At 68.1% G+C, this 25,059-nt stretch carries 24 protein-coding genes and 1 pseudogene; 15 read left to right on the top strand and 10 right to left on the bottom strand.

What is annotated here, in order from left to right; all coding sequences use genetic code 11:
- The first annotated feature begins 1 nt into the window (after position 1).
- The 6 genes from xdhC to Q0C57_RS05600 all read left to right on the top strand — a co-directional run bounded on the left by xdhC (position 2) and on the right by Q0C57_RS05600 (position 5,709).
- Positions 2–967 (top strand): xanthine dehydrogenase accessory protein XdhC, encoded by a 966-nt coding sequence (xdhC, locus tag Q0C57_RS05625; RefSeq protein WP_296573266.1) that lies wholly within the window; start codon positions 2–4, stop codon positions 965–967.
- 20 nt (positions 968–987) lie between these two features.
- Complete coding sequence (locus Q0C57_RS05620; RefSeq protein ID WP_296573263.1) at positions 988–2,178, top strand: urate hydroxylase PuuD; 1,191 nt, start codon at positions 988–990, stop codon at positions 2,176–2,178.
- A complete protein-coding gene (locus Q0C57_RS05615; RefSeq protein WP_296573260.1) occupies positions 2,175–3,446 on the top strand; it encodes an allantoate amidohydrolase in 1,272 nt (423 codons plus the stop codon). Before Q0C57_RS05620 ends, Q0C57_RS05615 begins: the two co-directional genes overlap by 4 nt.
- Before the next feature lie 93 nt (positions 3,447–3,539).
- A complete protein-coding gene (locus tag Q0C57_RS05610; RefSeq protein ID WP_296573257.1) occupies positions 3,540–4,190 on the top strand; it encodes a hypothetical protein in 651 nt (216 codons plus the stop codon).
- Positions 4,191–4,256: 66 nt separating this feature from the next.
- Positions 4,257–5,216: a lipoyl synthase gene (lipA, locus tag Q0C57_RS05605; protein ID WP_296573255.1), complete on the top strand. Its 960-nt coding sequence runs from the start codon at positions 4,257–4,259 to the stop codon at positions 5,214–5,216.
- Positions 5,217–5,235: 19 nt separating this feature from the next.
- On the top strand, positions 5,236–5,709 hold the full coding sequence (locus tag Q0C57_RS05600; protein ID WP_296573252.1) for a type II toxin-antitoxin system RatA family toxin: 474 nt from the start codon (positions 5,236–5,238) through the stop codon (positions 5,707–5,709).
- On the opposite strand, the gene Q0C57_RS05595 is transcribed toward Q0C57_RS05600, so the two are convergent.
- Entirely contained in the window at positions 5,676–6,203 is a 528-nt protein-coding gene (locus tag Q0C57_RS05595) for a CinA family protein (RefSeq protein WP_296573250.1), read from the bottom strand. The genes Q0C57_RS05600 and Q0C57_RS05595 overlap by 34 nt on opposite strands.
- Positions 6,200–7,390: a bifunctional 2-C-methyl-D-erythritol 4-phosphate cytidylyltransferase/2-C-methyl-D-erythritol 2,4-cyclodiphosphate synthase gene (locus Q0C57_RS05590; protein WP_296573247.1), complete on the bottom strand. Its 1,191-nt coding sequence runs from the start codon at positions 7,388–7,390 to the stop codon at positions 6,200–6,202. The genes Q0C57_RS05595 and Q0C57_RS05590 overlap by 4 nt, the downstream gene beginning before the upstream one ends.
- A 202-nt stretch (positions 7,391–7,592) precedes the next feature.
- On the opposite strand from Q0C57_RS05590, the gene dusB reads away from it, so the two are divergent.
- From dusB to Q0C57_RS05570, 4 genes and pseudogenes are all read left to right on the top strand, one after another.
- A complete protein-coding gene (dusB, locus tag Q0C57_RS05585; protein ID WP_366937801.1) occupies positions 7,593–8,573 on the top strand; it encodes a tRNA dihydrouridine synthase DusB in 981 nt (326 codons plus the stop codon).
- Complete coding sequence (locus Q0C57_RS05580; protein ID WP_296573246.1) at positions 8,570–9,694, top strand: nitrogen regulation protein NR(II); 1,125 nt, start codon at positions 8,570–8,572, stop codon at positions 9,692–9,694. Before dusB ends, Q0C57_RS05580 begins: the two co-directional genes overlap by 4 nt.
- A gap of 10 nt (positions 9,695–9,704) precedes the next feature.
- Positions 9,705–11,144, top strand: coding sequence for a nitrogen regulation protein NR(I) (gene ntrC / locus Q0C57_RS05575; RefSeq protein WP_296573244.1), 1,440 nt, complete (start codon positions 9,705–9,707; stop codon positions 11,142–11,144).
- A gap of 152 nt (positions 11,145–11,296) precedes the next feature.
- Positions 11,297–13,009 (top strand): annotated as a pseudogene (locus tag Q0C57_RS05570) (HAMP domain-containing protein); the annotation flags it as partial.
- 83 nt (positions 13,010–13,092) lie between these two features.
- Here the strand turns inward: Q0C57_RS05570 and Q0C57_RS21115 are convergent.
- Positions 13,093–13,209 (bottom strand): hypothetical protein, encoded by a 117-nt coding sequence (locus Q0C57_RS21115; protein ID WP_366937807.1) that lies wholly within the window; start codon positions 13,207–13,209, stop codon positions 13,093–13,095.
- Between Q0C57_RS21115 and Q0C57_RS21110 the strand changes: the two genes are divergently transcribed.
- From Q0C57_RS21110 to hflX, 5 genes are all read left to right on the top strand, one after another.
- Positions 13,160–13,540 (top strand): ATP-binding protein, encoded by a 381-nt coding sequence (locus tag Q0C57_RS21110; RefSeq protein ID WP_366937806.1) that lies wholly within the window; start codon positions 13,160–13,162, stop codon positions 13,538–13,540. The genes Q0C57_RS21115 and Q0C57_RS21110 overlap by 50 nt on opposite strands.
- A 20-nt stretch (positions 13,541–13,560) precedes the next feature.
- Positions 13,561–14,928: a sigma-54 dependent transcriptional regulator gene (locus Q0C57_RS05565; RefSeq protein WP_296573238.1), complete on the top strand. Its 1,368-nt coding sequence runs from the start codon at positions 13,561–13,563 to the stop codon at positions 14,926–14,928.
- 172 nt (positions 14,929–15,100) lie between these two features.
- Entirely contained in the window at positions 15,101–15,958 is an 858-nt protein-coding gene (locus Q0C57_RS05560; RefSeq protein ID WP_296573235.1) for a D-amino-acid transaminase, read from the top strand.
- A gap of 162 nt (positions 15,959–16,120) precedes the next feature.
- Positions 16,121–16,372, top strand: a complete 252-nt coding sequence (gene hfq / locus Q0C57_RS05555; protein WP_106748278.1) for an RNA chaperone Hfq — start codon at positions 16,121–16,123, stop codon at positions 16,370–16,372.
- A gap of 26 nt (positions 16,373–16,398) precedes the next feature.
- On the top strand, positions 16,399–17,760 hold the full coding sequence (hflX, locus tag Q0C57_RS05550) for a GTPase HflX (protein WP_296573753.1): 1,362 nt from the start codon (positions 16,399–16,401) through the stop codon (positions 17,758–17,760).
- 8 nt (positions 17,761–17,768) lie between these two features.
- Here the strand turns inward: hflX and mazG are convergent, their stop codons facing one another.
- From mazG to Q0C57_RS05515, 7 genes are all read right to left on the bottom strand, one after another.
- Positions 17,769–18,629 (bottom strand): nucleoside triphosphate pyrophosphohydrolase, encoded by an 861-nt coding sequence (gene mazG, locus Q0C57_RS05545; RefSeq protein WP_296573226.1) that lies wholly within the window; start codon positions 18,627–18,629, stop codon positions 17,769–17,771.
- A 211-nt stretch (positions 18,630–18,840) separates the two neighbouring features.
- Positions 18,841–19,641, bottom strand: coding sequence for an MBL fold metallo-hydrolase (locus Q0C57_RS05540; RefSeq protein ID WP_296573223.1), 801 nt, complete (start codon positions 19,639–19,641; stop codon positions 18,841–18,843).
- A gap of 7 nt (positions 19,642–19,648) precedes the next feature.
- The gene (locus Q0C57_RS05535; protein ID WP_296573220.1) at positions 19,649–20,443 is read right to left on the bottom strand and encodes a TatD family hydrolase; all 795 of its coding nucleotides are present in this window, start codon (positions 20,441–20,443) and stop codon (positions 19,649–19,651) included.
- Positions 20,443–21,987, bottom strand: a complete 1,545-nt coding sequence (gene metG / locus Q0C57_RS05530; RefSeq protein ID WP_296573217.1) for a methionine--tRNA ligase — start codon at positions 21,985–21,987, stop codon at positions 20,443–20,445. The genes Q0C57_RS05535 and metG overlap by 1 nt, the downstream gene beginning before the upstream one ends.
- A gap of 23 nt (positions 21,988–22,010) precedes the next feature.
- Positions 22,011–23,060 carry a DNA polymerase III subunit delta' gene (locus Q0C57_RS05525; RefSeq protein WP_296573213.1) on the bottom strand — a complete coding sequence of 350 codons (1,050 nt, stop codon included), beginning with the start codon at positions 23,058–23,060 and terminating at the stop codon, positions 22,011–22,013.
- Positions 23,057–23,722, bottom strand: coding sequence for a dTMP kinase (gene tmk, locus Q0C57_RS05520; protein ID WP_296573210.1), 666 nt, complete (start codon positions 23,720–23,722; stop codon positions 23,057–23,059). Before tmk ends, Q0C57_RS05525 begins: the two co-directional genes overlap by 4 nt.
- Positions 23,719–24,912 (bottom strand): D-alanyl-D-alanine carboxypeptidase family protein, encoded by a 1,194-nt coding sequence (locus tag Q0C57_RS05515; RefSeq protein WP_296573207.1) that lies wholly within the window; start codon positions 24,910–24,912, stop codon positions 23,719–23,721. Before Q0C57_RS05515 ends, tmk begins: the two co-directional genes overlap by 4 nt.
- Positions 24,913–25,059 lie beyond the last annotated feature (147 nt).

Raw genomic sequence — 25,059 nt, 5'->3', positions numbered from 1 at the left:
CGTGGACATCTGGCCCCGCATCGCAGCGCTCATCGCAACAGAGGGGGCCTGCGTCCTTGTCAGCGTGCTGGCAGCGCGGGGCTCGGTGCCGCGCGAGCCGGGTGCGCGGATGATCGTCCGGCCGGACGGGGCCTTCCACGGCACGATCGGCGGCGGCACGCTGGAATGGCAGGCGCTGGCCAAGGCGCAGGCCCTGCTGGAGCGCGGCGAGGCGGCCGCGCTGATTCTCGACCAGCCGCTGGGACCAGCGCTGGGGCAATGCTGCGGCGGCCACGTGACCCTGGCGATCGAGCGCTTCGCCCATGGCGACCATGAGATGGTCGCGGCCCTGGCGGCGGCCGAGCGGGCAGGGCCCTTCCGCACAAGGACTACGGTGCACGACAGGCACCTCCGGCGCGTCGTCCTCGCCGATCATGAGGTCTCCGCGGCCGAAACAGGCACTGCCTTTGTCGAGACTTTCGGCGCGAACCTTCCGACCGTCGCGCTGTTCGGTGCCGGCCATGTCGGCAAGGCTGTCGTGCTGGCGCTGGCGCCGCTACCCTTCCGGGTCGTCTGGCACGACGGCCGTCCCGCTGCCTTCGCAGCGGCGATCCCGGCCAACGTCACCCTGCAGTCCGGCCCCCCTGAGACCGCGCTTGACGCGGTCCCGGAGGGCGCACAGGTCCTTGTCATGACCCACAGCCACGCCCTCGACCTCGCCATCGTGGCGGCAGCCCTGGCGTCCGGCCGCTTCGCCCATGTTGGCCTGATCGGTTCGGCCTCCAAGCGGGCGCGCTTCCTCCGGCAGCTCGCGGCTGTCGGGCTCGGCGAGGCGGCTGCGGCCCGGCTGCGCTGTCCCATCGGCCTTGCCGGTCTGGCCGGCAAGGAACCGGCGGTCATCGCCGCCTCCGTCGCCGCGGAGTGCTTGATCTTGGCGCAGTCCCGTACCATCAACGCAAAGCCGGCTCACCGGCGACAGAGCGCCTGAAGAGGCCGGCCGGACGCAACATGGACATCGCCCTCGCCACGGACTGGTTCAATCTCCTGTCCCGCTGGTTTCACATCACCGCCGGGATCACGTGGATCGGCACCAGTTTCTATTTCATGTCGCTGGACTTCAGCCTGAAGGCCAAGGCGCCGGGCACGAAGGGGGCCGACGGCGTCGCCTGGGAGGTCCATGGCGGCGGCTTCTACCATGTGCAGAAATATCTGGTCGCGCCCGACAACCTGCCGCCGGACCTGCTGTGGCACCGCTGGGCCGCCTACCTCACCTGGGTTTCCGGGTTCATCCTGCTGGTGGCGCAATATTACCTGAATGCCCGCGGCTTCCTCATCGATCCCGCGGTCGCCGACATCACGCCGGCCCAGGCGATCGGCTTGTCGCTCGCGTCCATCGTCGTCGGCTGGCTGCTCTACGATACGCTGTGCAAATCGCCGCTGGCGAACCATCCGACGGTGCTGGCGCTGGTCGTCTTCGCGATGGTGGTGGGGGCGGCATGGGCCTTCTCCCAGGTGTTCTCCGGCCGCGGCGCCTTCATCCATGTCGGCGTCTTCGTCGGGACGATCATGGCGGCGAACGTCTTCCTGGTGATCATCCCCAATCAGCGGATCGTGGTTGCCGACCTGATTGCCGGCCGCAAGCCCGACCCGAAATATGGCAAGATCGGCAAGACCCGATCCACCCACAACAATTACCTGACCCTGCCGGTCCTCCTGATGATGGTCTCGAACCATTATCCCATGCTCTATGCCCATCCGCATTCCTGGCTGGTCGTCGCCTTCATCCTCATCACCGGCGCACTGGTGCAGCACACGCTGAACCGCCACGAGGCGCATGATCCCTGGCAGAGCTATGGATGGGCCGTGCCGGTCGCTGCCATCGCGCTGCTGCTCGCCATATTCGTGACGTCGCAGCGGCCGAAGCTTGATCTCGCCGCTGCCGGACAGGTCAGCGAGGTCCAGGCGCTGCAGATCACCGCGACCCATTGCGCCTCCTGCCATGCCCGTCGACCGACCCAGGAGGGCTTTGCGGAAGCGCCGAAGAACGTCATTCTGGAGACGGCTGCCGATCTCAGGCGCCATGCGACCGCCGTCATCCAGCAATCCGTCCAGTCCAGGGCCATGCCACTCGGGAACCAGACCACCATGAGCGATCATGACCGCGCCGCGCTCGGCGCCTATCTGGCCGGGCTGAAATGAGCGGGCTCGACATCGACCGTCTCGGTCGGCGCGCCGAGGCCATGCTGGACGAACTGGCGGCGATCTCGGAAGAGCCGGATCGCCTGACGCGGCGCTACCTGACGCCGGAGCACAAGCGCGCCGCCCATCTGGTGGCGCAGTGGATGGCGGAAGCCGGCATGACGACCGCCGAGGACGCCCTCGGCACGATCCGCGGCCATTATCCAATGGCGGATGAGGCTGCCGGCGCCAATGCGGTGCCGCGCCTGCTGATCGGCTCGCATATCGATACGGTGATCAATGCCGGCAAATATGACGGCATGCTGGGCGTCGTCTGCGGCATCCTCGCCGTGGAACATTTCCGCGATGCCGGCCGCCGCTTTCCCTTTGCCCTCGACGTGCTGGCCTTCGGCGACGAGGAGGGCGTGCGCTTTCCCACGGTGCTGTCGTCGTCGGCTGCCCTGGCGGGCACTTTCGATCCCGCCTGGCTGGACGGCAAGGACAGGGACGGCGTGACGCTCGCGGCGGCGCTGCGCGACTACGGGCTCGACCCCGCCGGAATCCCTGCTGCCGCCATGAGCCGCGACGAGGCGCTCGCCTATGTCGAGATCCACATCGAACAGGGACCGGTCCTCGAACATGGCGACAAGCCACTCGGTGTCGTAACCTCCATTGCCGGCCAGTTCCGCACCCGGGTCACCCTATCGGGTATGGCCGGTCATGCCGGCACCGTGCCGATGCCCCTGCGACAGGACGCGCTGCTCGCTGCCGCCGAGATGATGCTCGCCGCCGAACAGATCGCGAAGGCCCACCCGGAATCGGCCATGGTGGCAACCGTCGGCCAGATCAGCGTCAAGCCAGGCGCCATCAACGTCATTCCGGACCGCGTGGAGTTCGTCCTCGATCTGAGGGCTGCCGCCGATGCGCCGCGTCACGCCGCGCTGCAGTCCTTCACGGCCCGGGCGCAGGCGCTGGCGGCGGCCCGCGGGTGCTCCGTGGTCTTCGAAACCTACCACGATTGCCCGACGGCTGCTTGCGCGCCCTGGCTGCAGGACGGGCTTGCCCGCAGCATGGAGAGCCTCGGACTCGCCGCGCCGCGCCTTGTCTCGGGGGCGGGCCATGACGGCCAGGCCATGGCCGGTCTCACCGACTTCGCCATGATGTTCGTGCGTTGCAAGGGTGGTATCAGCCACAATCCGCTGGAATTCGCCGATAGTGCCGATATGGGCGCGGCGGTGGCGACACTGATCCGCTTCATCGAGGATTTCAGCCCGGCACGAAACGTCTGACCGGCCACCGGATGCGGCATTCGGGCGCGTTGAACGCAACACCCCGTCGCAGTAGCGCTGCCGCTGCGGCATGCTAGGGGTTGGGCTTTTTTGATGACGAATGCGTCTTTGTGGAACGTCGCGCTGACGCGCGCGAGCTATGCCGTGTCGACGGCGCTGGCGAAGCCGTCAGCGGTAGTTCTCGATAGTCTGTTTTCCGCCTATCCGGACTATTACCGCATGCGGATTAACGGCGATGAGCGGATGGCGGCGATCGCCAACGTCATTCGCAGCGAGGTCGGCACCTGCGAGAGCCTTGGCGACGTGAGCGTCTACGAAGGCTATGTGCTCGGTTGGGTGGCGCGCGAGCTCGGCGTTCAGACCGTCTCCGGCTGCGACCTCTCGGGGGTCGCCGTGGACCGCGCGAGGGCTCACCTGCCCGGCACCTACACCACCTTTGACCTCAACGACCTCTACAAGAATCCAGCATCGGATCTGCCGATCCCGAAGCCGGACGTGCTGCTTGTCTGCGAGTGTCTCTATTACATCGGCCCGCTCGCGAACCTCACGTGGCGCCAAACCTGGCTGTTCCGTGAAGCCAAACTTGCCTTCATGCAGGCGCTGCGGCGGCAAGCCAACAAGGCCATCATCGTTCAGCATTTCGGCAAGGGCCAGAAGGAATCGATCGGCGAGCTCGTGGTCGCCGCGGGCGGGCGCAAAGTTGAGGACCGCTGGGGAATCTGGCTGCTGCCCGCCGCGACCTGAGGTCTTGCGCCGGCCCGGTTGCCGCATCCTCTTGCCATTCGGTCCGTGGCTTGCCTAATGAGGAGCATGGCTACACTCATCGATACCCTGAAGAGCGACAACCGCCCCCGGCATCCGGAAAAGGCGCATCGGCCGGACAAGCCGATCGCCCGCAAGCCGGATTGGATCCGCGTCAAGGCGCCGGGCTCGCCGAAATGGGCGGAGACCCACAGGATCGTCAAGGAAAACGGCCTCGTCACCGTCTGCGAGGAGGCGGGTTGCCCGAATATCGGCGAGTGCTGGGAGAAGAAGCACGCCACCTTCATGATCATGGGCGACACCTGCACGCGCGCCTGTTCGTTCTGCAACGTCAAGACCGGAATGCCGGCGCCCCTCGACCCCAACGAGCCCGAGCACACGGCGATCGCCGTCGAGAAGCTCGGACTTGAACATGTCGTCATCACCTCGGTCGACCGTGACGACCTTGCCGATGGCGGTGCGCAGCATTTTGCCGACGTCATCCACGCGATCCGCCGCCGCTCGCCGCAGACGACGATCGAGATTCTCACGCCTGATTTCCTGCGCAAGGACGGCGCCCTGGAGGTCGTGGTGGCGGCGCGGCCCGACGTCTTCAACCACAATCTGGAGACAGTGCCGTCGAAATATCTGAAGGTCCGCCCCGGCGCCCGCTACTTCCACTCCATCCGGCTGCTGCAGCGGGTGAAGGAGCTCGACCCCACCATCTTCACCAAGTCCGGCATCATGGTCGGGCTCGGCGAGGAGCGGAACGAGGTGCTGCAGCTGATGGACGACCTGCGCTCCGCCGAGGTCGATTTCATGACCATCGGCCAGTACCTGCAGCCGACCCGCAAGCACCACGAGGTCGTCCGCTTCGTCACGCCGGACGAGTTCAAGGGCTTCGAGACCATCGCCATGGCGAAGGGATTCCTTCTCGTGGCATCGAGCCCGTTGACGCGCTCCTCGCACCATGCGGGCGACGACTTCGCCAAGCTCCGTGCCGCCCGTCTCGCGCGCCTCGGCCATTGAGTTCGGGCGAGGCCTCTTCATGCCCGTCTTCAAGACCGAGCGGCGGGTCGGCCACCGACCCGGACAGATGTTCGACCTCGTCGCCGATGTGGACCAGTATCCGCTTTTCGTGCCGCTCTGCGAGGCCCTCAAGGTGCGTCGGCGGGTCAACGCGGGCGACGACGGCATCGCGATCCTCGTCGCCGACATGACGGTGTCCTATGGGCCGCTGCGCGAGACCTTTACCAGCCGCGTCACCCTCGACCGCCCGCGGCTTCACATTGTCGCCGAATATATCGACGGCCCGTTCTCGCGGCTGGAAAACCACTGGCGGTTCACCGCCGACGGGGAGGGAGCGCGCGTCTCCTTCTCCATCGACTACGAGTTCCGCTCGCGGGCGCTCGCCCTCGTCATGGGTGCCGTCTTCGACGCGGCCTTCCGGCGCTTCGCCGAGGCCTTCGAGGCGCGGGCCGATGCGGTTTACGGACGGCCTGGCGCGTCTCCGGCAGCCTGACCGTCCGCCGCGGCAAGGTCGAGCAGCATTCCAAGCGCGACGCGTACGCTCGCCGCGCGCACCGCCTCCCGGCCGATGGGGCCGAAGCGCTCCTCGCGAAGGACCACTTGGTCGCCGCGTTGCGCGGCGAAATGGACGAGGCCGACGGGCTTGCCCGGCGTCGCGCCGCCGGGGCCGGCAATGCCGGTGACGGAGACGGCGATCTGGGCGCGCGACCGTGCAAGAGCCCCGGCGGCCATGGCGGCGGCCGTCTGGGGGGAGACGGCGCCATGGGTCGCGAGCGTCGACGCCGGTACGCCGAGCATCTCCTGCTTGGCTTCGTTGGTGTAGGTGACGAAGCCCCGATCGACCACGTCGGAGGAGCCGGCAATGGCGGTGAGCGCCGCGCTGACGAGGCCGCCGGTGCAACTCTCGGCCGTCACCGTCATCAATCCGCGCGCCCGGCAGGCGGCGAGGACCGCGGTGGCGAGGGCGTCGATCTCGGTCGGGCTCATGCACCGTCTCCCGGCAGGCGGATGGTGGCGAGTGCGAGGGCGGCGAGGCCCTCGCGCCGGCCGGTGAAGCCCATCTTCTCGCTGGTCGTCGCCTTGATGGCGATGCGGTCCAGGCCAACGCCGAGGATCGCGGCCATGCGGGCGCGGATCGCCTCGCGGTGCGGGCCGATCTTCGGCGCCTCGCAGACCACCGTCACGTCCAGCATGGCGAGGCGGCCACCGCGATCGGCCAGGAGCCGCGCCGCATGGGCGAGGAAGTGGTCGGACGAGGCCCCCTTCCACTGGACGTCGCTCGGCGGGAAATGGGTGCCGATATCACCGTCTGCCAGCGCCCCGAGGATCGCGTCGGTCGCGGCATGGAGCACCACGTCGCCGTCGGAATGGGCGATGACCCCGCGGTCATGGGCGATGCGCACGCCGCCGAGCCAGACATGGTCGCCTTCGGCAAAGGCGTGGACGTCATAGCCCTGGCCGACCCTGACGTCGTTCATCGCCGCCTGCATCCGCCGTTCCGCCGCATCGAAATCCTCGGGATGTGTCAGTTTCACATTGCCCGGCTCGCCGGGAAAGACCGCGACCGCATGGCCGGCCCATTCCATCACCGCGGCGTCGTCGGTCAGGGCGGCGATGCCGGCGATCGCCGCCCGGCGATGGGCCTCGCGCAGGGCCGCATAGGCGAAGGCCTGCGGGGTCTGGATCGCGCGCAGGGTGGCGCGATCAGGCGTGCCCGTCACACGACCGTCACCATCGACCACCTTGATCGTGTCGACCACGGCGAGGCCCGGCACCGCGGACAAGGCCCCGCGCGAGACCGATTCGATTGCCGTAGCGATCAGGCCGGCTGACAGGAAGGGTCGCGCCGCATCATGGACGAGCACGATGTCGGGGGCTGTGTCAGCGAGCGCTTCCAGCCCGGCCAGGACCGATGCCTGCCGCACGGCGCCACCGACAACCGGGGCCAGAAGCTTGTCCGACGGGGTCATCGCCGCCGCGTAGAAGCTGTGGTCGTCCTCGCCGATCACGACGAGGACGCGAGCCACTCGGTCATGCAGCCGGAAAGCCTCCACCGTGCGATCGAGCAGGGGGCGGCCGGCGATGCTGCGATATTGCTTCGGCACGTTGCCGCCGGCGCGGGTGCCGCGACCGGCGGCGACGATGAGAGCTGCGACGGAGGGTTGCGAGCGCATGCGCGGCGTCCAGGTTTTCAGCGTCTTCCCTAGCGCGTTCACCACGACCTGTCTTGTCGTGCGGCACGCCTCTTGTGCAGCGCGGAAAATGATGTCTAAAGTGTAGGCATCATTGCATCACGCTTACGAAATAGGCAGTTTAATGAGAAACCCATCGACCGAAGCGCCGTTACGGCGTGTGCTGTCGATCGGGCCGTTCGAGATGGCATCCCCCGTCGCCCTCGCCCCCATGTCCGGAATCACGGACGCGCCTTTCAGGCGCATGGTGGCGCGGTTCGGTGTGGGCTGGACCGTGTCGGAAATGGTTCCGGGCGACGGGCTCGCCGCTGGCGAGGAAGAGGCACGGCTGCGCGCGGAAGGCGAGGGCCTGTCGCCGCATGTGGTGCAGATCGCCGGCTGCGACCCGTACTGGATGGGCGAGGGCGCGAGGATCGCGGTCGCAGCGGGCGCCGACATCATCGACATCAATATGGGCTGCCCGGCCAAGCGCGTGACCGGCGGCTATGCCGGATCGGCGCTGATGCGCGATCTCGACCATGCCGAGCGGCTGATCGCCGCGACGGTCGCCGCCGTCGATGCACCGGTGACGCTGAAGATGCGGCTCGGCTGGGACCACGCCTCGCTCAACGCTGCGCAACTGGCGCGCCGCGCCGCGCAGGCGGGCGTTGCGCTCGTCACGGTCCATGGCCGCACGCGCCAGCAATTCTACAAGGGCCGGGCCGACTGGCATGCCATCGGCGCCGTTCGCGGGGCGGTACCGTTGCCGCTGGTCGCCAATGGCGACATCACGACGCCGGAGGACGCGCGCCTCTGTCTCGCCCAGTCCGGGGCGGATGCGGTGATGATCGGCCGCGCTGCCCAGGGGCGGCCCTGGCTGCCGGCGCAGATCGCCGCCCATCTCGCCGGCGCGCCGGTTCCAGCCGATCCGGACCTTGCGACGCAATTGTCCTGCGCCATCGAACTCTACGAGGCCCAGCTCACCCATTACGGGCGCGCCGTCGGCATCCGCCATGCGCGCAAGCATTTGGGATGGGCTCTGGATGCGGCCGCCGCCACCTGCGGCGCCGATTCCGCGACCCTCGCCGAGGCCCGTGGCAGCGTCCTCACATCGGAGGATCCGGGCCGGGTGATCGCGGCGATGGCCGAGAGCTACGACCGGTTCCGGTGGAGGCGGGCGGCATGAAGGGCTCGGCGCAGGTTCTCTCCGTGCATGATTCGATTCTCAACGCCCTGCCGCACCCTGTCATCAGCGTTTCGGCGACGGGCATGGTCCTCGACGGCAACGCAGCGGCGGAAGGCTTCTTCCAGGCGTCGATCTCGGTGCTGAAGCGCCACGCGCTGAAGGAACTCGTGCCTTTCGGCAGCCCGCTCCTTGCCCTGGTCGACCAGGTCCGCGACCGGCATGCGCCGGTGAATGAATACAAGGTCGACCTTGGCACGCCGCGCAACGGCCACGAGCGGATCGTCGACATCTATGTCGCCCCGCTCGCCGAGCGCCCGGGCGACGTCGTCGTGATGCTGCAGGAGCGCACCATTGCCGACAAGATGGACCGTCAGCTGACCCATCGCGGCGCAGCCCGCTCGGTCACGGCGCTGGCGGCGATGCTGGCCCACGAGATCAAGAATCCGCTGTCCGGCATCCGTGGCGCGGCGCAGCTCCTTGAAGCCTCGGTGGACGATCAGGACCGGACGCTGACCCGGCTGATCTGTGACGAGGCCGACCGGATCGTGAAGCTGGTCGACCGCATGGAGGTGTTCTCCGACGAGCGCCCGGTCGAGCGCCAGCCGGTCAACATCCACGTCGTGCTGGAACATGTGAAGAAGCTGTCGCAGTCGGGCTTTGCCCGCCACATCCGCTTCGTTGAGGAATATGACCCGTCGCTGCCGCCGGTCTTCGGCAACCGCGACCAGCTGATCCAGGTGTTCCTCAACCTCGTCAAGAACGCCGCCGAGGCCATCGGCGAGCAGGCGGGTGACGGCGAGATCCTGCTGACGACAGCCTTCCGTCCCGGCGTCCGGCTTACCATGCCCGGCCTATCGAGCCGTGTCGCGCTGCCGCTGGAGGTCTGTGTGCGTGATAACGGTCCGGGCGTGCCGGACGACCTGATGCCGCATCTCTTCGATCCGTTCGTGACCACCAAGAGTTCGGGCACCGGCCTCGGCCTCGCCCTGGTCGCCAAGATCGTCGGCGATCACGGCGGCATCGTCGAATGCGACAGCCAGCCGCGCAAGACAGTTTTCCGCATCCTCCTGCCCATGGCCCGCGTCTCCCATTCCGACGCCAACGGCCGCAAAGCGCTCTGAAGAGGTTCATATGCCGACGGGTACCATCCTAGTCGCCGATGACGACGCCGCGATCCGCACTGTCCTCAACCAGGCGCTCTCGCGGGCCGGCTATGACGTGCGCCTGACCGGCAATGCGACGACGCTCTGGCGCTGGGTCTCGCAGGGCGACGGTGACCTCGTCATCACCGATGTGGTCATGCCGGACGAGAACGCCTTCGACCTGCTGCCGCGGGTGAAGAAGCTCAGGCCCGACCTGCCGGTGGTGGTGATGAGCGCGCAGAACACGTTCATGACCGCCATCAAGGCCTCGGAGCGCGGCGCCTATGACTATCTGCCCAAGCCCTTCGACCTGAAGGAACTGGTGGCGATTGTCGGCCGGGCCCTGGCCGAGCCGAAGGGCCGGCCCGGCAAGGCTCCTGCGGTGGATGCCGACACCATGCCGCTGGTCGGCCGGTCGCCGGCCATGCAGGACATCTACCGTGTCCTCGCCCGCCTCATGCAGACCGACCTGACGGTGATGATCGTCGGCGAGAGCGGCACCGGCAAGGAACTCGTCGCCCGGGCGCTGCACGATTATGGCAAGCGCCGCAACGGGCCCTTCGTCGCCATCAACATGGCTGCCATCCCGCGCGACCTCATCGAGAGCGAGCTGTTCGGCCACGAGAAGGGCGCCTTCACGGGTGCCCAGGCGCGAAATGCCGGCCGTTTCGAACAGGCCGAAGGCGGGACGCTCTTCCTCGACGAGATCGGCGACATGCCGATGGAGGCGCAGACCCGGCTGCTGCGCGTGCTGCAGCAGGGTGAATATACGACGGTCGGCGGCCGCACCCCGATCAAGGCGGATGTGCGCATCGTCGCCGCCACCAACAAGGACCTGCGCCAGCTCATCCAGCAGGGCCTGTTCCGCGAGGACCTGTTCTTCCGCCTCAACGTCGTGCCGCTGCGCCTGCCGCCGCTGCGCGAACGCAGCGACGACGTGCCCGATCTCGTCCGCCACTTCTTTGCCCAGGCCGAACGCGAGGGCCTCCCGGCCAAGCAGATCGATTCGGCAGCGCTGGAGAAGCTCAAGCGCTATCGCTGGCCCGGCAATATCCGCGAGCTGGAAAACCTGATCCGCCGCCTCACCGCGCTCTATCCGCAAGAGATCATCACCGCGCCGATCGTCGATAACGAACTGTCGACGCCGGAGCCGGCTTCGTCGCAGGACGAGCCGCGCGAGGATGACACGCTGATGGCCTCGGTGGAGCGCCATATGGGCGCCTATTTCAAGGGCTTCGGCGATGACCTGCCGCCGCCGGGTCTCTATCACCGGGTGCTGCGGGAGGTGGAGATCCCGCTGATCTCGGCGGCATTGGCGGCGACTCGCGGCAACCAGATCAAGGCGGCCGATCTCCTCGGCGTCAACCGCAACACGCTGCGCAAGAAGGTCCGCGACCTCGACATCCAGGTGATCCGAACGTCGCGCTGATTGCCACGCGGCCTCACGATCGCGTTGGGATCCTCGCGAGGGCGTGACGTTTCGGTCACAGTTGTTGTAAGAGGGTCACCCTTGAGTCCCGAAGAGGGGTCGACGGTTCGCCGCGCCGGCTTTCCGCCGAACTCTCCGGAGATGATCGCCGGATGACCGATACCGCGCAGCCCGCGACGCCTCTTGCCCCGGCCGACGGCTCTGCCTTAATGCCGCGCCTGCGCGCGCGACGGGCCGGGCCGATCATGGTCGGCGTGGCGCTGTTTTTCGGCCTGATCACCTTCCTGCTCGTCACCGGCCTGCTGCCGATTTCGGCGACCCACGAGGTCGTCCTCACCGTCCTCATCATCGATGGGCTGCTGGTCTGCGCGCTGATCTTCCTCATCGTCCGGGAAATCATGGTGCTGCGGCGGGCGCGCCGGGCCGGGCAGGCGGCCTCCCGGCTGCACGAGCGTGTCGTGAGGCTCTTCGCGATCGTCGCCTCGGTGCCGGTCGCGGTCATCGCCATCGCCGCCTCGATCACCCTCGACAGGGGACTCGAGAGCATCTTTTCCGGCAGCGTGCGCCAGTCGGTGGAGGCCTCGGCCAATCTCGCCAATGCCTATCTCAACGAACAGGTCTCGGTGGTCCGCGCCGAGGCGGCGGCGCTGGTGCAGGACATCGAGCGCGTGCGCTCGCTCACCACGACGGAGGTGAATTTCGAACGGTTCCTGACCGCCCAGGCCATGGTGCGCGGCCTGACGGTCGTGCGGATCCTGAAGAGCGACGGTTCGGTGGTCGATCGTGCCGACGTGCCGATGCAGGGGGATTTCACCGTTCCCGCCTCGATCCTCGACGAGGTCAGCAAGACCGACGACATCATCGCCAATGTCTCCTCGCGCGAGGACCGCGACTTCATCGAAGCCATCCTCAAGATGCAGCGCGGCGGCAACGAGATCCTGTATGTCGTGCGGCAGATCAGCCCGCAGATCGCCCAGCACCTCCGGGCGACCCAGTCCGGCCTGTTCGAGTACCAGGCGCTGCAGTCAAGGCGGCTCGGTCTGCAGATCGCCTTCGCGCTGATGTTCGCGCTCATCGCCTTCCTGGTGACGCTGTCGGCGGTCTATCTGGGGCTCAGCTTCGCCAACCGGCTGGTGCAGCCGATCCGTCGGCTGATCGGCGCCGCCGACCAGGTCGCCGCCGGCGATCTCGACGTCCAGGTCCATATCCGCAAGTCGGAGGGCGATCTCGCCAATCTCGGCGACACGTTCAACAAGATGACCGGGGAACTGCGCGACCAGCGCGCCGACCTCATCGCCGCCCGCGACCAGATCGACAGCCGCCGGCGCTTCACCGAGGCGGTACTGGCCGGCGTCACGGCCGGCGTGATCGGCCTCGACGAAGCCGGCCGGGTGACTTTGCTCAACCGTTTCGCGGTCGAGATCCTCGGTGTCAGCGAAGCGGCGCTGTCCGGCACCATGCTGTCGGAGACCATCCCGGAATTCGCCGAACTGATCGCCGGCGCGGCGCGCGGCGCGCCTATCGTCCAGGGCCAGGTCATGCTGGTGCGGGGCGGGCGGGAGCGCACGCTGGTGGTCCGCGTGGCGCTGGAAGCCGACGAGGACGGGGCCCATGGCGCGGTGGTGACGATCGATGACGTGACCGATCTCGTGGTGGCGCAGCGCACCTCGGCCTGGGCCGACATTGCCCGCCGCATCGCCCACGAGATCAAGAATCCGCTCACCCCTATCCAGCTCTCGGCCGAGCGGCTGAAGCGGCGCTACGGCCGAGTCATCACCGAGGACCGCGAGGTTTTCGACCAGTGCACCGACACGATCATCCGCCAGGTCGGCGATATCGGGCGCATGGTGGACGAGTTCTCCTCCTTCGCCCGCATGCCGAAGCCGGTTTTCGAGATGGAGGACGTCGCCGATACCGTCCGTCAGGCGGTCTTCATGATGCGCATCGGCTATCCGGAGATCGAGATCGTCGACGAGATTCCGGAAGGGGCGATGCCGGCCTCCTTTGACCGCCGCCTGATCAGCCAGGCGCTGACCAACATCATCAAGAACGCCACGGAGGCCATTGCCGCCGTGCCGGAAGAGGTTCGCGGCAAGGGCAGGATCATGGTCAGGCTCACCGCCAGCCAGCCCTTCTATGCGGTGGATATCATCGACAACGGCATCGGCCTGCCCAAAGAAAACCGTCATAGGCTGCTTGAGCCTTACGTTACGACACGGGAAAAGGGCACGGGCCTCGGTCTGGCGATCGTCGGCAAGATCCTTGAGGAGCACGGCGGGGGGCTCGGCCTCTATGACGCGCCCGCAGGGGCCGGCGGAGACCAGCGCGGGGCCCTCATCCGGCTCAGTTTCAGGGACCAGCGGCTGGCGATGCAGACCACCGCCGCGGCAGAATGACGAAGAACGGATAAGGACGCATGGCAGGGGACATTCTCGTTGTCGACGACGAGGCGGATATCCGGGACATCGTCGCCGGCATTCTCGACGACGAGGGCTATCGCACCCGCACGGCCCGCAATGCCGACGAGGCGCTGGCGGCCATCGAGGCGCGGCGCCCCAACCTGGTTTTCCTCGATATCTGGATGCAGGGCAGCCGGCTCGACGGGCTGCAGCTCCTCGATGTTGTCAAGGAGCGCCATCCCGAGGTCCCGGTCGTCATGATTTCGGGCCACGGCAATATCGAGACCGCCGTATCCGCCATCAAGCGCGGCGCCTATGACTATATCGAGAAGCCCTTCAAGGCCGATCGCCTGGTGCTGATCGCCGAACGGGCGATCGAAACCTCGCGGTTGCGCCGCGAAATCAAGGAACTGCGCCAGATCTCGGGGCAGACAGCCGGGCTGATCGGCCGTTCCTCGGCGATGAACCAGCTTCGCCAGACGATCGAGCGCGTGGCGCCGACCAACAGCCGCATCATGATCTTCGGCGCGTCGGGCGCCGGCAAGGAGCTGACGGCGAGAACGATCCATGCGACGTCGGCCCGCGCCAGCGGCCCCTTCGTGGTGATCAATGCCGCCGCCATCACGCCCGATCGCATGGAGATCGAACTGTTCGGCGCCGAGACCGACGGCGCCCAGGGCCGCAAGGTCGGCGCGCTGGAAGAGGCGCATGGCGGCACGCTCTTCATCGAGGAGATCGCGGAAATGCCGCGCGAGACGCAGAACCGCATCCTGCGGGTTCTGGTCGAGCAGAGCTTCCAGCGGGTCGGCGGCACCGCCAAGGTGCAGGTCGACGTCCGGATCGTCTCGGCGACTGCCCGCGACATCCAGGCCGACATCGCCGAGGGGCGTTTCCGCGAGGACCTCTTCCACCGTCTTGCCGTGGTCCCGGTCCGCGTGCCCTCGCTCGCCGAAAGGCGTGAGGATATCCCCGAGCTCGTCGAGCATTTCGTCGAACAGCTCGCCACCGTGTCGGGCCTGCCGCGTCGCAGGATCGGCGACGATGCCATGGCGGTGCTGCAGTCCCACGACTGGCCAGGCAATCTGCGCCAGCTGCGCAACAATATCGAGCGGGTGCTGATCCTGGCCGGTGGCGACCCGGATGCGGTGGTCTCCGTCTCCATGCTGCCGCCGGATGTCGGCGCCGCGGCGCCGTCCATGCCGACGGGGCAGGGGGGCGAGCATCTCATGGCCCTGCCGCTGCGTGAGGCCCGCGAGGCCTTCGAGCGCGAATATCTTGCTGCCCAGATCAACCGGTTCGGCGGCAACATCTCGCGCACGGCCGAATTCATCGGCATGGAGCGCTCGGCCCTGCACCGCAAGCTCAAGGCACTGTCGGTGGAGTGATCCGCGATTTCGGCAGGGCGGCCTTGCGCCGCCATCGCCTGCGGCAGGTTTCGCCCGTTGCGCGAACCATGGCAGATTGGCGTTGCACTGCGGCAAGGACCGCCGCTGCGCAAAGCCGGTCGAGCGTCATTGATCCCACGTCGTCGTCCCATGCCCTTCGAGGAGCCGCCGTATGTCCCGCGTCGCCTATGTCAACGGAAGCTACGTGCCCCATGGCGAGGCCGCCGTTCATATCGAGGATCGCGGCTACCAATTCGCCGACGGGGTCTATGAGGTCTGCGAGGTAAAGGGCGGGCGGCTGGTCGACGAGACGCGCCACATGGACCGCCTCGAGCGCTCGCTCGGCGAATTGCGCATCGCCATGCCCATGGACCGCCGGCCGCTCGGCATGGTCCTCAGGGAAACGGTACGCCGCAACCGCGTCCGTGACGGCCTCGTCTATCTGCAGGTGACCCGCGGCGTTGCCCGCCGCGACCATGCCTTCCCCAAGCCCGGCACGCCGCCGGCCCTGGTCGTCACCGCCAAGAACATCGATCCTGCCAAGGGCGAGGCGAACGCCGTCAAGGGCGTCAAGGTCATCTCGGTCGCCGACAACCGCTGGGAACGCGTCGACATCAAGTCCGTCGGCCTGCTGCCCAACTGCATCGCCAAGCAGACGGCGCGCGAGGCGGGCGCCTTCGAGGCCTGGCTGGTGGATGCGGACGGGTTCGTCACCGAGGGGTCCTCGACCAATGCCTGGATTATCACCAAGGACGGCGCCCTGGTGACGCGTTTCGCCGATACCGGCATTCTCAAGGGCATCACGCGCACGACGATCTTCGACCTGTGCGAGCGCGAGGGGTTGAGGATCGAGGAGCGCAAGTTCACCATCGAAGAGGCCCAGAACGCCCGCGAGGCCTTCCTGTCCTCGGCGACGACGATCGTCATGCCGATCGTCGAGATCGACGGCCGGCCGGTCGGCAATGGCGCGCCCGGATCGATCGCCACGGAGCTGCGGGCGAAATTCCACGAGGTGGCGGAGATCGCCTGAGCGGCGAGGGGGCCGTCCACACGCGGCTGTGACGAGACTTTCGCTTGTGCGCTGCGGGACGATCGGCCTTAAATGGGGATGTCAAGAACAAGCCCGACCGGCCCGGCCGGTCCATAAACCTTCGCGGCACGTGTGAGTCCGCGGCAACAACGGAAAAACACCATGGCGGAACGAGCTCAGAACCTCCAGGACACATTCCTCAACCATGTGCGCAAGCACAAGATTCCCCTGACGATTTTTCTGGTCAACGGCGTCAAGCTGCAGGGCGTGGTGACCTGGTTCGACAATTTCTGCGTCCTGCTGCGCCGGGACGGCCACTCGCAATTGGTCTATAAGCACGCCATATCGACAATCATGCCCGGTGCGCCGGTCCAGCTGTTCGATCCGCAGGACGGAGACGGCGACAAGGGCTGAGCTCACCCGACGAGGCCCTGTTGGACATACGCCGCCCCGATATCATCAGCACCACCCCGCATGACGGCGACGAGCCGCGTGGCGAGTCGACACGCGTCGTGGTCGTCGTGCCGGTGCTGACCGGGCCACGGCGAGGCGAGGGGGTCGACATTCCCGCCCGCACCGTCGCGGCGCGCCGCGACGAGGCCGTCGGCCTCGCCGCCGCCATCGATCTCGAGGTCATGGACACCGTCACGGTCGGGCTGAACACGCCACGGCCGGCCACCCTGATCGGCAAGGGCAAGGTGGAGGAGATCGGCGGCCTGGTGACGGCCCACGATGCCGGCCTCGTCTTCGTCGATGCCGCCCTGTCGCCGGTGCAGCAGCGCAACCTCGAAAAGGCGTGGAAGGCCAAGGTCGTCGACCGCACCGGGCTGATCCTCGAGATCTTCGGCCGCCGCGCCCGCACGAAAGAGGGCGCGTTGCAGGTCGAGCTCGCCCATCTCAGCTACCAGAAGAGCAGGCTGGTCCGCTCCTGGACCCATCTCGAACGCCAGCGTGGCGGCTTCGGCTTCCTTGGCGGCCCCGGCGAGACGCAGATCGAGGCCGACCGCCGCATGATCCAGGAGCGCATCATGCGGATCGAGCGCGAGCTCGAACAGGTGACGCGCACCCGCCGCCTGCACCGCGAGAGCCGAAGGCGCGTGCCCTATCCGATCATCGCGCTGGTCGGCTACACCAATGCCGGCAAGTCGACGCTTTTCAATGCGCTGACCACCGGCGGGGTTCTGGCGCAGGACCTGCTCTTCGCCACCCTCGACCCGACGCTGCGCCAGATGCGCCTGCCACACGGCACCAAGGCCATCCTGTCGGACACGGTCGGGTTCATCTCCGACCTGCCCACCATGCTCGTCGCCGCCTTCCGGGCGACACTGGAAGAGGTGATCGAGGCTGATGTCATCCTGCATGTGCGCGACGTCAGCCATGGCGATACCGAGGCCCAGGCCGCCGATGTCGCGGCGATCCTCGCCGATCTCGGCATCGACCCGGCCAGCCGCACCCTCGTCGAGGTCTGGAACAAGGTCGATCTGCTCGACGAACCGGCCCGCGAGTCGGCGCTGAACCGCGCCGCCCGCCACGACGAGGCGCATCGGCCCTATTTCGTCTCCGCCGTGACGGGCGAGGGGCTGCCCGATCTTCTCGCGGCCGTCGAGGACAAGCTGCGGGCCGCCCATGAACGCCTCACCGTCACGGTCGATGCGGCCGATGGCGGCACGCTGCACTGGATCCACGAGAATGCCGAGGTCGAGGAGCGCCGGTCCCTCGACAGCGGCGATACGCAGGTGACGCTGCGCATCGCCCCGGCCAAGCGCGACCAGCTGGAGCGGCGGCTGGCGCGCAGCGCCTGAGGCCCGCTTCAGGCCCCGCCGGCCTTCTCGCGCCGCTTGGCCTCGTCCCAGAGCGCGTCCATCTCGGCGAGCGAGGCCTCGGCCGGCTTGCGGCCTTCGGCCGCCAGCGCCGCCTCGATGGCGGCGAAACGCCGCTCGAACTTGGCATTGGTACCGCGCAGGGCCGCCTCCGGATCGACATCGAGGTGGCGGGCGAGATTGACGACAGCGAACAGCAGGTCACCGACCTCGTCGGCAATGGCCGCCGGCCCGGCACCGTCGCGCCGCGCCGCGACGATCTCGCCGGCCTCTTCGACGATCTTGGCGAGCACGGCATCGACATTATTCCAGTCGAAGCCGACCGAGCCGGCCTTGGCCTGAAGCTTCAGGGCGCGGGTCAGGGCGGGAAGGGCGGTCGGAACTCCCGCCAGCACGCCGGCCGCCGTTTCGGCCGGCAGGCCCAGCCGCTGCCGTTCGGCAGCCCTGGCGCGCTTCTCCTCGGCCTTGATGCTGTCCCAAAGGCCCTTCACCGCCGCCGGGCTGACGTCGCGGTCGCCGCCGAAGACATGGGGATGCCGGCGGATGAGCTTCCCGGTGATGGCGCGGACAACGTCGGGAAAGGCGAAGAGCCCTTGTTCCTCGGCCATGCGGGCGTGAAAAACGACCTGCAGCAGCAGGTCGCCCAGTTCATCCCTGAGATCGGCGAAGTCGCCGCGCTGGATCGCATCAGCCACCTCATAGGCTTCCTCGATCGTATAGGGCGCGATGGTCGCGAAGGTCTGTGCCAGGTCCCAGGGACAACCGCGGCCCGGCGCCCGCAGCCAGGCCATGATGGCCACGAGATCGGCAATGTCGTCGGAGGGGGTCGGCGTCTGCGGCATGGATGTCATGGGGCAGTCTGAGCGGGGACGGGCCAGTGATGGCAAGCGCGCAGGAGGGTCATCCACAGGTCTCGGCCAGGGGCGAGGCGGGCGTCAGCATGAGCCAACCATGATTCGCATAAGACATATTATGGAATGTCGTCATGAACCCAATGAAGCACCAGAACGGCCCCATACCCGTGGGAACCCTGCGGCCCGGCGGATCAGCCCGTCCGGACGATCAGCCTGTCCGGATGGCCATCCCGTCATAAGCCGGCACGATGCCCGCCGGCAGCCGCGCTGCCAGGGTCGCATAGTCGATGTCCGAATGGAGATTGGTCAGCACGGCGCGGTCGGGCCTGTGGCGCGCGATGACCGCCAGGGCCTCGTCGACGGAGAAATGGGTCGGATGGCGCGTGTAGCGCAGCGCGTCCAGGATGACGGTTTCCGCGCTGTCGAAATAGCCGGCACTCTCGTCGGGAAGCCGATTGATATCAGGGCAATAGACGTAGTTTTTGACACGAAACCCGAAGGCGCGATAGCCGGCGCCGTGCTCCACGGGGAATGGCTGGAAGGTCAAGGCGCCGCCAGGCCCGGGCACCATGATCGGCACATGCGGTTCGAACAGGCTCAGATCGACGATGGGCGGATAGTCGCTGCCCGGCGGCGAGGCGAAGCAATAGCCGAACCGCTCGCGCAGCGATCCGGCGGTCGTGGCGTCGGCATGGGCGACGATGCGCCGCCGCATGGCGAGAACGAGCGGCCGGAGGTCGTCGATGCCGTGGGTATGGTCGGCATGGTCGTGGGTGTAGAGCACCGCGTCGAGCCGCGTGACCCCGGCTGCAAGGAGTTGGTCACGCAGGTCCGGTCCGGTATCGATCAGGACGGTGGTGACGCCCTCCGGTCCGCTCTGCTCGATGAGCAAGGCACAGCGCCGCCGCCGGTTGCGCGGTTCGGACGGGTCGCAGGCGCCCCAGCCCTGGGCCACCCGCGGCACGCCGCCGGAGGAGCCGCAGCCGAGGATGGTCAGGGTCAGCGCCATGGTCGGCTCAGGCCGCGAGGCGCCGGCCGGGATCGGCCTTGGCGAAGAGGCGGTAGAAATTCTCGGTGGTCTGCCGCGCCATCGCCTCGGGCGTGACGGCACGTGCCTCGGCGATCACCCGGCCGGTCTCGACGACATAGGACGGCTCGTTGGTCTTGCCGCGGAACTTGCCCGGCGCGAGATAGGGCGCGTCGGTCTCCACCAGGATGCGGTCCGCCGGCAGTTCGGCCGCCAGTTCCCGCAGATTGGCGGCGCTCTTGTAGGTCGCGATGCCTGAAAACGACACGTAAAGGCCGAGGGCAATGCCGGTGATGGCGAGGTCGCGGGAGCCGGTGAAACAGTGCAGGACGGCTGTGAAGGCCCCCTTCCCCATTTCCTCCGTGAGGATCGCGGCGACCGCCTCGTCGGCCTCGCGGGCATGGATGACCAGCGGCAGGCCAGAGGCGCGCGCCGCGGCGATATGGGTACGGAACCCCTGTTCCTGGGCGTCCCGCGGCGACTTGTCATAAAACCAGTCGAGGCCGGCCTCGCCGATGGCGATGACCTTGGGATGGTCCGCCAGCGCCACCAGCGCCTCTGCCGTGACGTCGAGCTCCTCGTGGGCATTGTGCGGATGGGTGCCGACCGAGCACCAGATGCCCTCATGGGCCTCGGCGATGGCGCGGATGGCATCGAAGCGGCGCACACGGGTGGAGATCGTCACCATGGACTGAAGGCCCGCCGCGACGGCACGGCCGATCAGGCCGCCACGATCGGCGGCAAGCTCGGGGAAGTCGAGATGACAATGGCTGTCGACCCACATCAGGCCGCCGTCTCCGGCTCGACATAGCGCGGGAAGACCCCGGCCGGCGGCGGCAGGACCGTCCCGGGCTTCAGCCGGGTGGCGAGCGCGGCGAAGTCGCGCGCGTCCTCCGGGACCGCGAGCAGGTCGAGCAGCTTGGGCGCGCCGAGCGGAATGGCGGGCGCGGCCAGGATCGCCGCCTGGCGGATGACTTCGGCCGTGACGTAGAGAACCGTCTCCATCCGCGCCGGATCGGTCTTCCGCAGCGCCCAGGGCGCCTGCGCCGCGAAATAGCGGTTGGCATCGCCGACGACGGCCCAGACCGCCTCGAGCCAGCGGTGCAGCTGCTGGCTGCCCACCGCCTCGCGGGACAGGGCGAGCATGCCTTCGGCCGCGGCGAGGATCGCCTCGTCCTCGGCGCTGAAGGCGCCGGGCGTCGGCAGCACGCCGTCGCAGTTCTTGGCGATCATCGACAGCGAGCGCTGGGCGAGGTTGCCGATGTCGTTGGCGAGATCGGCATTGGTCCGCGCCACGATCGCCTCGTGCGAATAGGAGCCGTCATTGCCGAAGGCGACCTCGCGCAGCAAGAAATAGCGCATGGCGTCGACGCCATAGGCTTCCGCCATGGCGAAGGGATCGACGACATTGCCGAGCGACTTCGACATCTTCTCGCCGCGGTTGAACAGAAAGCCGTGGCCATAGACGCGCTTCGGCAGGGCGATGCCGGCCGACATGAGGAAGGCCGGCCAGTAGACCGCGTGGAAACGGACGATGTCCTTGCCGATGACGTGGAGATCGGCCGGCCAGAAGGCCCATTTCGGGTCGGTCTCGTCGGGAAAGCCGGCGCCGGTGATGTAATTGGTCAGGGCGTCGACCCAGACATACATGACGTGGCCGTCGGCGCCGGGCACCGGGACGCCCCAGTCGAAGGTGGTGCGCGACACCGACAGGTCGGTGAGGCCGCCCTTGACGAAGCTGATGACCTCGTTGAACCGCGTGTCGGGTCCGACGAAGTCCGGATGGGCCTCGTAATGGGCGAGGAGACGATCCTGGTACTTGGACAGGCGGAAGAAAAAGGTCTCCTCCTTGGTCCATTCCACCGGGGTCCCCTGCCCGCCGACGCGCACGCCGTCCGGGCCGACCGAGGTCTCGTCCTCGCCATAGAAGGCCTCGTCGCGGACCGAATACCAGCCCTCGTAGCCGCCGCGATAGATGTCGCCGGCCGCCACCATCCGCTCCCAGATGGCCTGGCTGGCACGATAATGGCGCGGCTCGGTGGTGCGGATGAAGTCGTCGTTGGAAATGGCGAGCGCCCCCGCCATGGCGCGGAACCGGTCGGCGTTGCGGTCGGCCAGCGCGCGCACGGCGAGGCCCTCGCGCTCCGCCGTCTGGACCATCTTCAGCCCGTGCTCGTCGGTGCCGGTCAGGAACTGGACCTCGCGCCCGTCCGCCCGCATGAAACGGGCGATCGCATCGGTGGCGATCACCTCATAGGCGTGGCCGATATGGGGCGCGCCGTTGGGATAGGAAATGGCGGTCGTGACGTAGAAGCGGGGCTTCGACATGAGGCGTTTCGGACGGTTCGGGGTCAGGCGCGCCGCCGGCCGGCCTCGGCGAGCCAGCCGAAAACCTGGAAAACGAAGGGCTTGCGTTCGAGATTGAACGTGCGCACCTGCGCCGCGGTAGCCTCGACCTTCTCCCATACCTCGGCATGGGGTGCAAGGCGGCGGGCCCCCTCGCCCGCCTCCGCCAGGACCTGCCGGTGCAGATGGGCGAAGACCATGCGCAGGAACAGCTCGAACAGACCGTCGTCGCGCCGTGCGAGCTTGTCGCCAAGGCCGTGGATGGCCAGCGGATCGGGGGCCGGCAGGCTCGCCAGCAGCCTTTCGACCTCGCCGGCAAAGCTCTCCTGTCCACCCGCGGCGATCTCCAGCGCCCGGCGCAGGCTGCCGTCGGCCAGGGCCGCGATGCGGCCCGCCTCCTCGGCCGGCAGGCGGATGTCGTCGAAGGTCTGGAGGCCGGCGGCGATCTCGTCCGCCGTCAGAGGCAGGAGCGGCAGGGCGCGGCAGCGCGAGCGGATGGTCGGCAGGAGCCGGCCGGGCATATGGGCGACGATCAGGAAGAGCGAGCGCGGCGGCGGCTCTTCCAGAAGTTTCAGCAGGGCGTTGGCGCTGGAGCGGTTGAGGTCGTCGGCGGCATCGACGATACAGATGCGCCAGCCGCCCTCGCCCGCCGTCGAGCCGAAGAAGCGGACGATCTCGCGCATCGCGCCGACGGAAATGTCCTGGGGGATCTTCTCCTTGCCGGCCTCGGCGATGCGCCGCAGCGCCAGCAGGTCGGGATGGGAGCCGGCGACGATGCGCCGGGCCGCCGGTTGGGCGTCAGGCACGGACAGGTCCGCCGTCGCGACCGGGACGGCCGCCGCGACGGGATGGGCGAGGACGAAGCGGGCGAAGCGATAGGCGAGCGTCGCCTTGCCGATGCCCTCGGGACCGCCGATGAGCCAGGCATGGTGCATGCGCGGGCCGCGATAGGCGTCGAGCAGCTGGCGCTCGGCCGCGCCATGGCCGACCAGGACCTGCCGTTCGCGCGGATGCGGGGCGCCGTCGAGGCGGTCGGCGGCAGTCTCCGAGATCATGGGGCCACCAGCCGGGCCCCGAGGCCGAAATGCTCCGTTACCGCGTTGCGGATGGCGTCGGCGACAATGTCGGCGTCGCCGCTGGCATCGATCAGCCTGCAGCGCTCGGGTTCAGCGCGGGCAATGGCCTTGAAACCGGCGCGCAGTTTGTTGTGGAAGGCAAGGCCCTCCTTCTCGAAACGGTCCGTCGCCTCGCCGCGGCTGGCGACGCGGGCGAGCCCCACCTTGGCCGGCAGGTCGAGGATCAGCGTCAGGTCCGGCCGGTTCTCGCCGACGGTGACGCGCTCGACCGCCATGATAAAATCGAGCGGCACCTTGCCGGCATGGCCCTGATAGACGCGGGTGGAATCGGCGAAACGGTCGCAGATCACCCAGGCGCCGCGCGCCAATGCCGGCAGGATGGTGACGGCGAGATGGTCGCGGCGGGCGGCGGCGAAGAGCATGGTCTCGGCCTCCGGCCCGAAAGGCGCGGCGCCGCCGGAGAGCAGGACATGGCGGAGGATCTCGGCGCCGGGCGATCCGCCGGGCTCGCGGGTCATGACGACATCGTAGCCGCGCTGTTCGAGGAAGGCGGCAAGGCGGCGCGCCTGCGTCGATTTTCCGGCCCCCTCCCCGCCCTCCAGCGTGATGAAGCGTCCGCGGGCCTTGGCGGGAGCACTCAAGGCCGAGCCGCCCCGGACCGGATCCAGCCGGTGGCGAGTTCCCAGGCGCCCTGCATGGCGCGCTGGCTCAGGGTTCCTGTCTCGACATCGGCGGCGGCGAAGACCGGCACCTGAAGGGCGAGCTGCGCGCCACGCATCACCCGGAGCTGGCCGACCTCCGTGCCCTGCTTGACCGGTGCCCGGACCGGGCCGCGATAGACGATCTGGGCCGTCACGCGGTCCGACTGGCCGCGCGGCAGCAGCAGCCGCACCAGATTGCCGGCGGTGACGGGAACGCTGCCCTGCGCTCCGCCGAAGACGGCGACCTCGCCGATCGTTTCCTGTTCCTGGAACAGGTCGCGCAGCTCGAAGGAGCGGAAGCCCCAGTCGAGCAGCTTGCGCGCCTCGTTGGAGCGCTCCTGCAGCGAACGGGCGCCCAACACCACGACGATCAGCCGCTGGCCGTTCTGCACCGCCGATCCCGCAAGGTTGAATCCGGCCTCATCGATATAGCCGGTCTTCAGTCCGTCGGCGCCGTTATAGGTCCCGAGCAGCGGATTGCGGTTCTGCTGGCGGATGCCGCCCCAGGTGAATTCCCTCTCGCTGTAGAGCGGGTAATGTTCGGGATAGGTGCGGATGATGTGGTCGGCGAGGCGCGCCATCTCGCGGGCCGTGGTGCGCTGCTCCGGGTGCGGCAGGCCGGTGGTGTTGCGGAACACCGACTGGGTGAGGCCGATGGTCCGCGCCCGGCTGTTCATCACCGGAATGAAATTCGCCTCGGTGCCCGATACGGCCTCGCCGAGGGCGATCGTCGCGTCGTTGCCCGACTGGATGATGGCGCCGCGCAGCAGGTCCTGCACCTTCACGCGGGAATTGACGGCCGCATACATGGAGGAGGTCCGCGACGGAGCCCCTCCCCGCCGCCAGGCATCCTCGCTGATGACGATCTCCTGGTCGGGAAGCAGCCGTCCCTGGCGCATCTCCTCGAAGATCACCGCCAGCGTCATCAGCTTGGCCAGGCTGGCGGGGGCCTGGAGTTCGTCGGCGGCCTTCTCGAACAGCACCGATTGCGTCCCGACATCGACGAGGATGGCGTTGCGGACCGTGGTCTGGAAATTGTCCTGGGCGAGCGCCGGCCCTGCCAGACCGACAGCCAGCGCCAAAAGGCCGGCGACGGCGCATTGCATCAACCCGAGTCGCGGCTTGGTCACGGTCGTCCTCCCGCCCCATGGATGGGGCGGGACGCGGCTGAAATCAAGGCGGATCAGTAGAGCGAGCCGAAGCCGAGGGCGGCACGCACCGGGGCGCCGCCGGGCATGGCGGCGATGGCCGGGGCCGGCGGGCGCGGCGGCGCGAAG

This window comes from Phreatobacter sp., from assembly GCF_022843985.1.
In the GTDB taxonomy this organism is placed as follows: Bacteria; Pseudomonadota; Alphaproteobacteria; order Rhizobiales; family Phreatobacteraceae; genus Phreatobacter.
The sequence above is the reverse complement of the archived record's forward strand: the minus strand, read 5'-3'. Positions and strand labels throughout refer to the sequence as shown.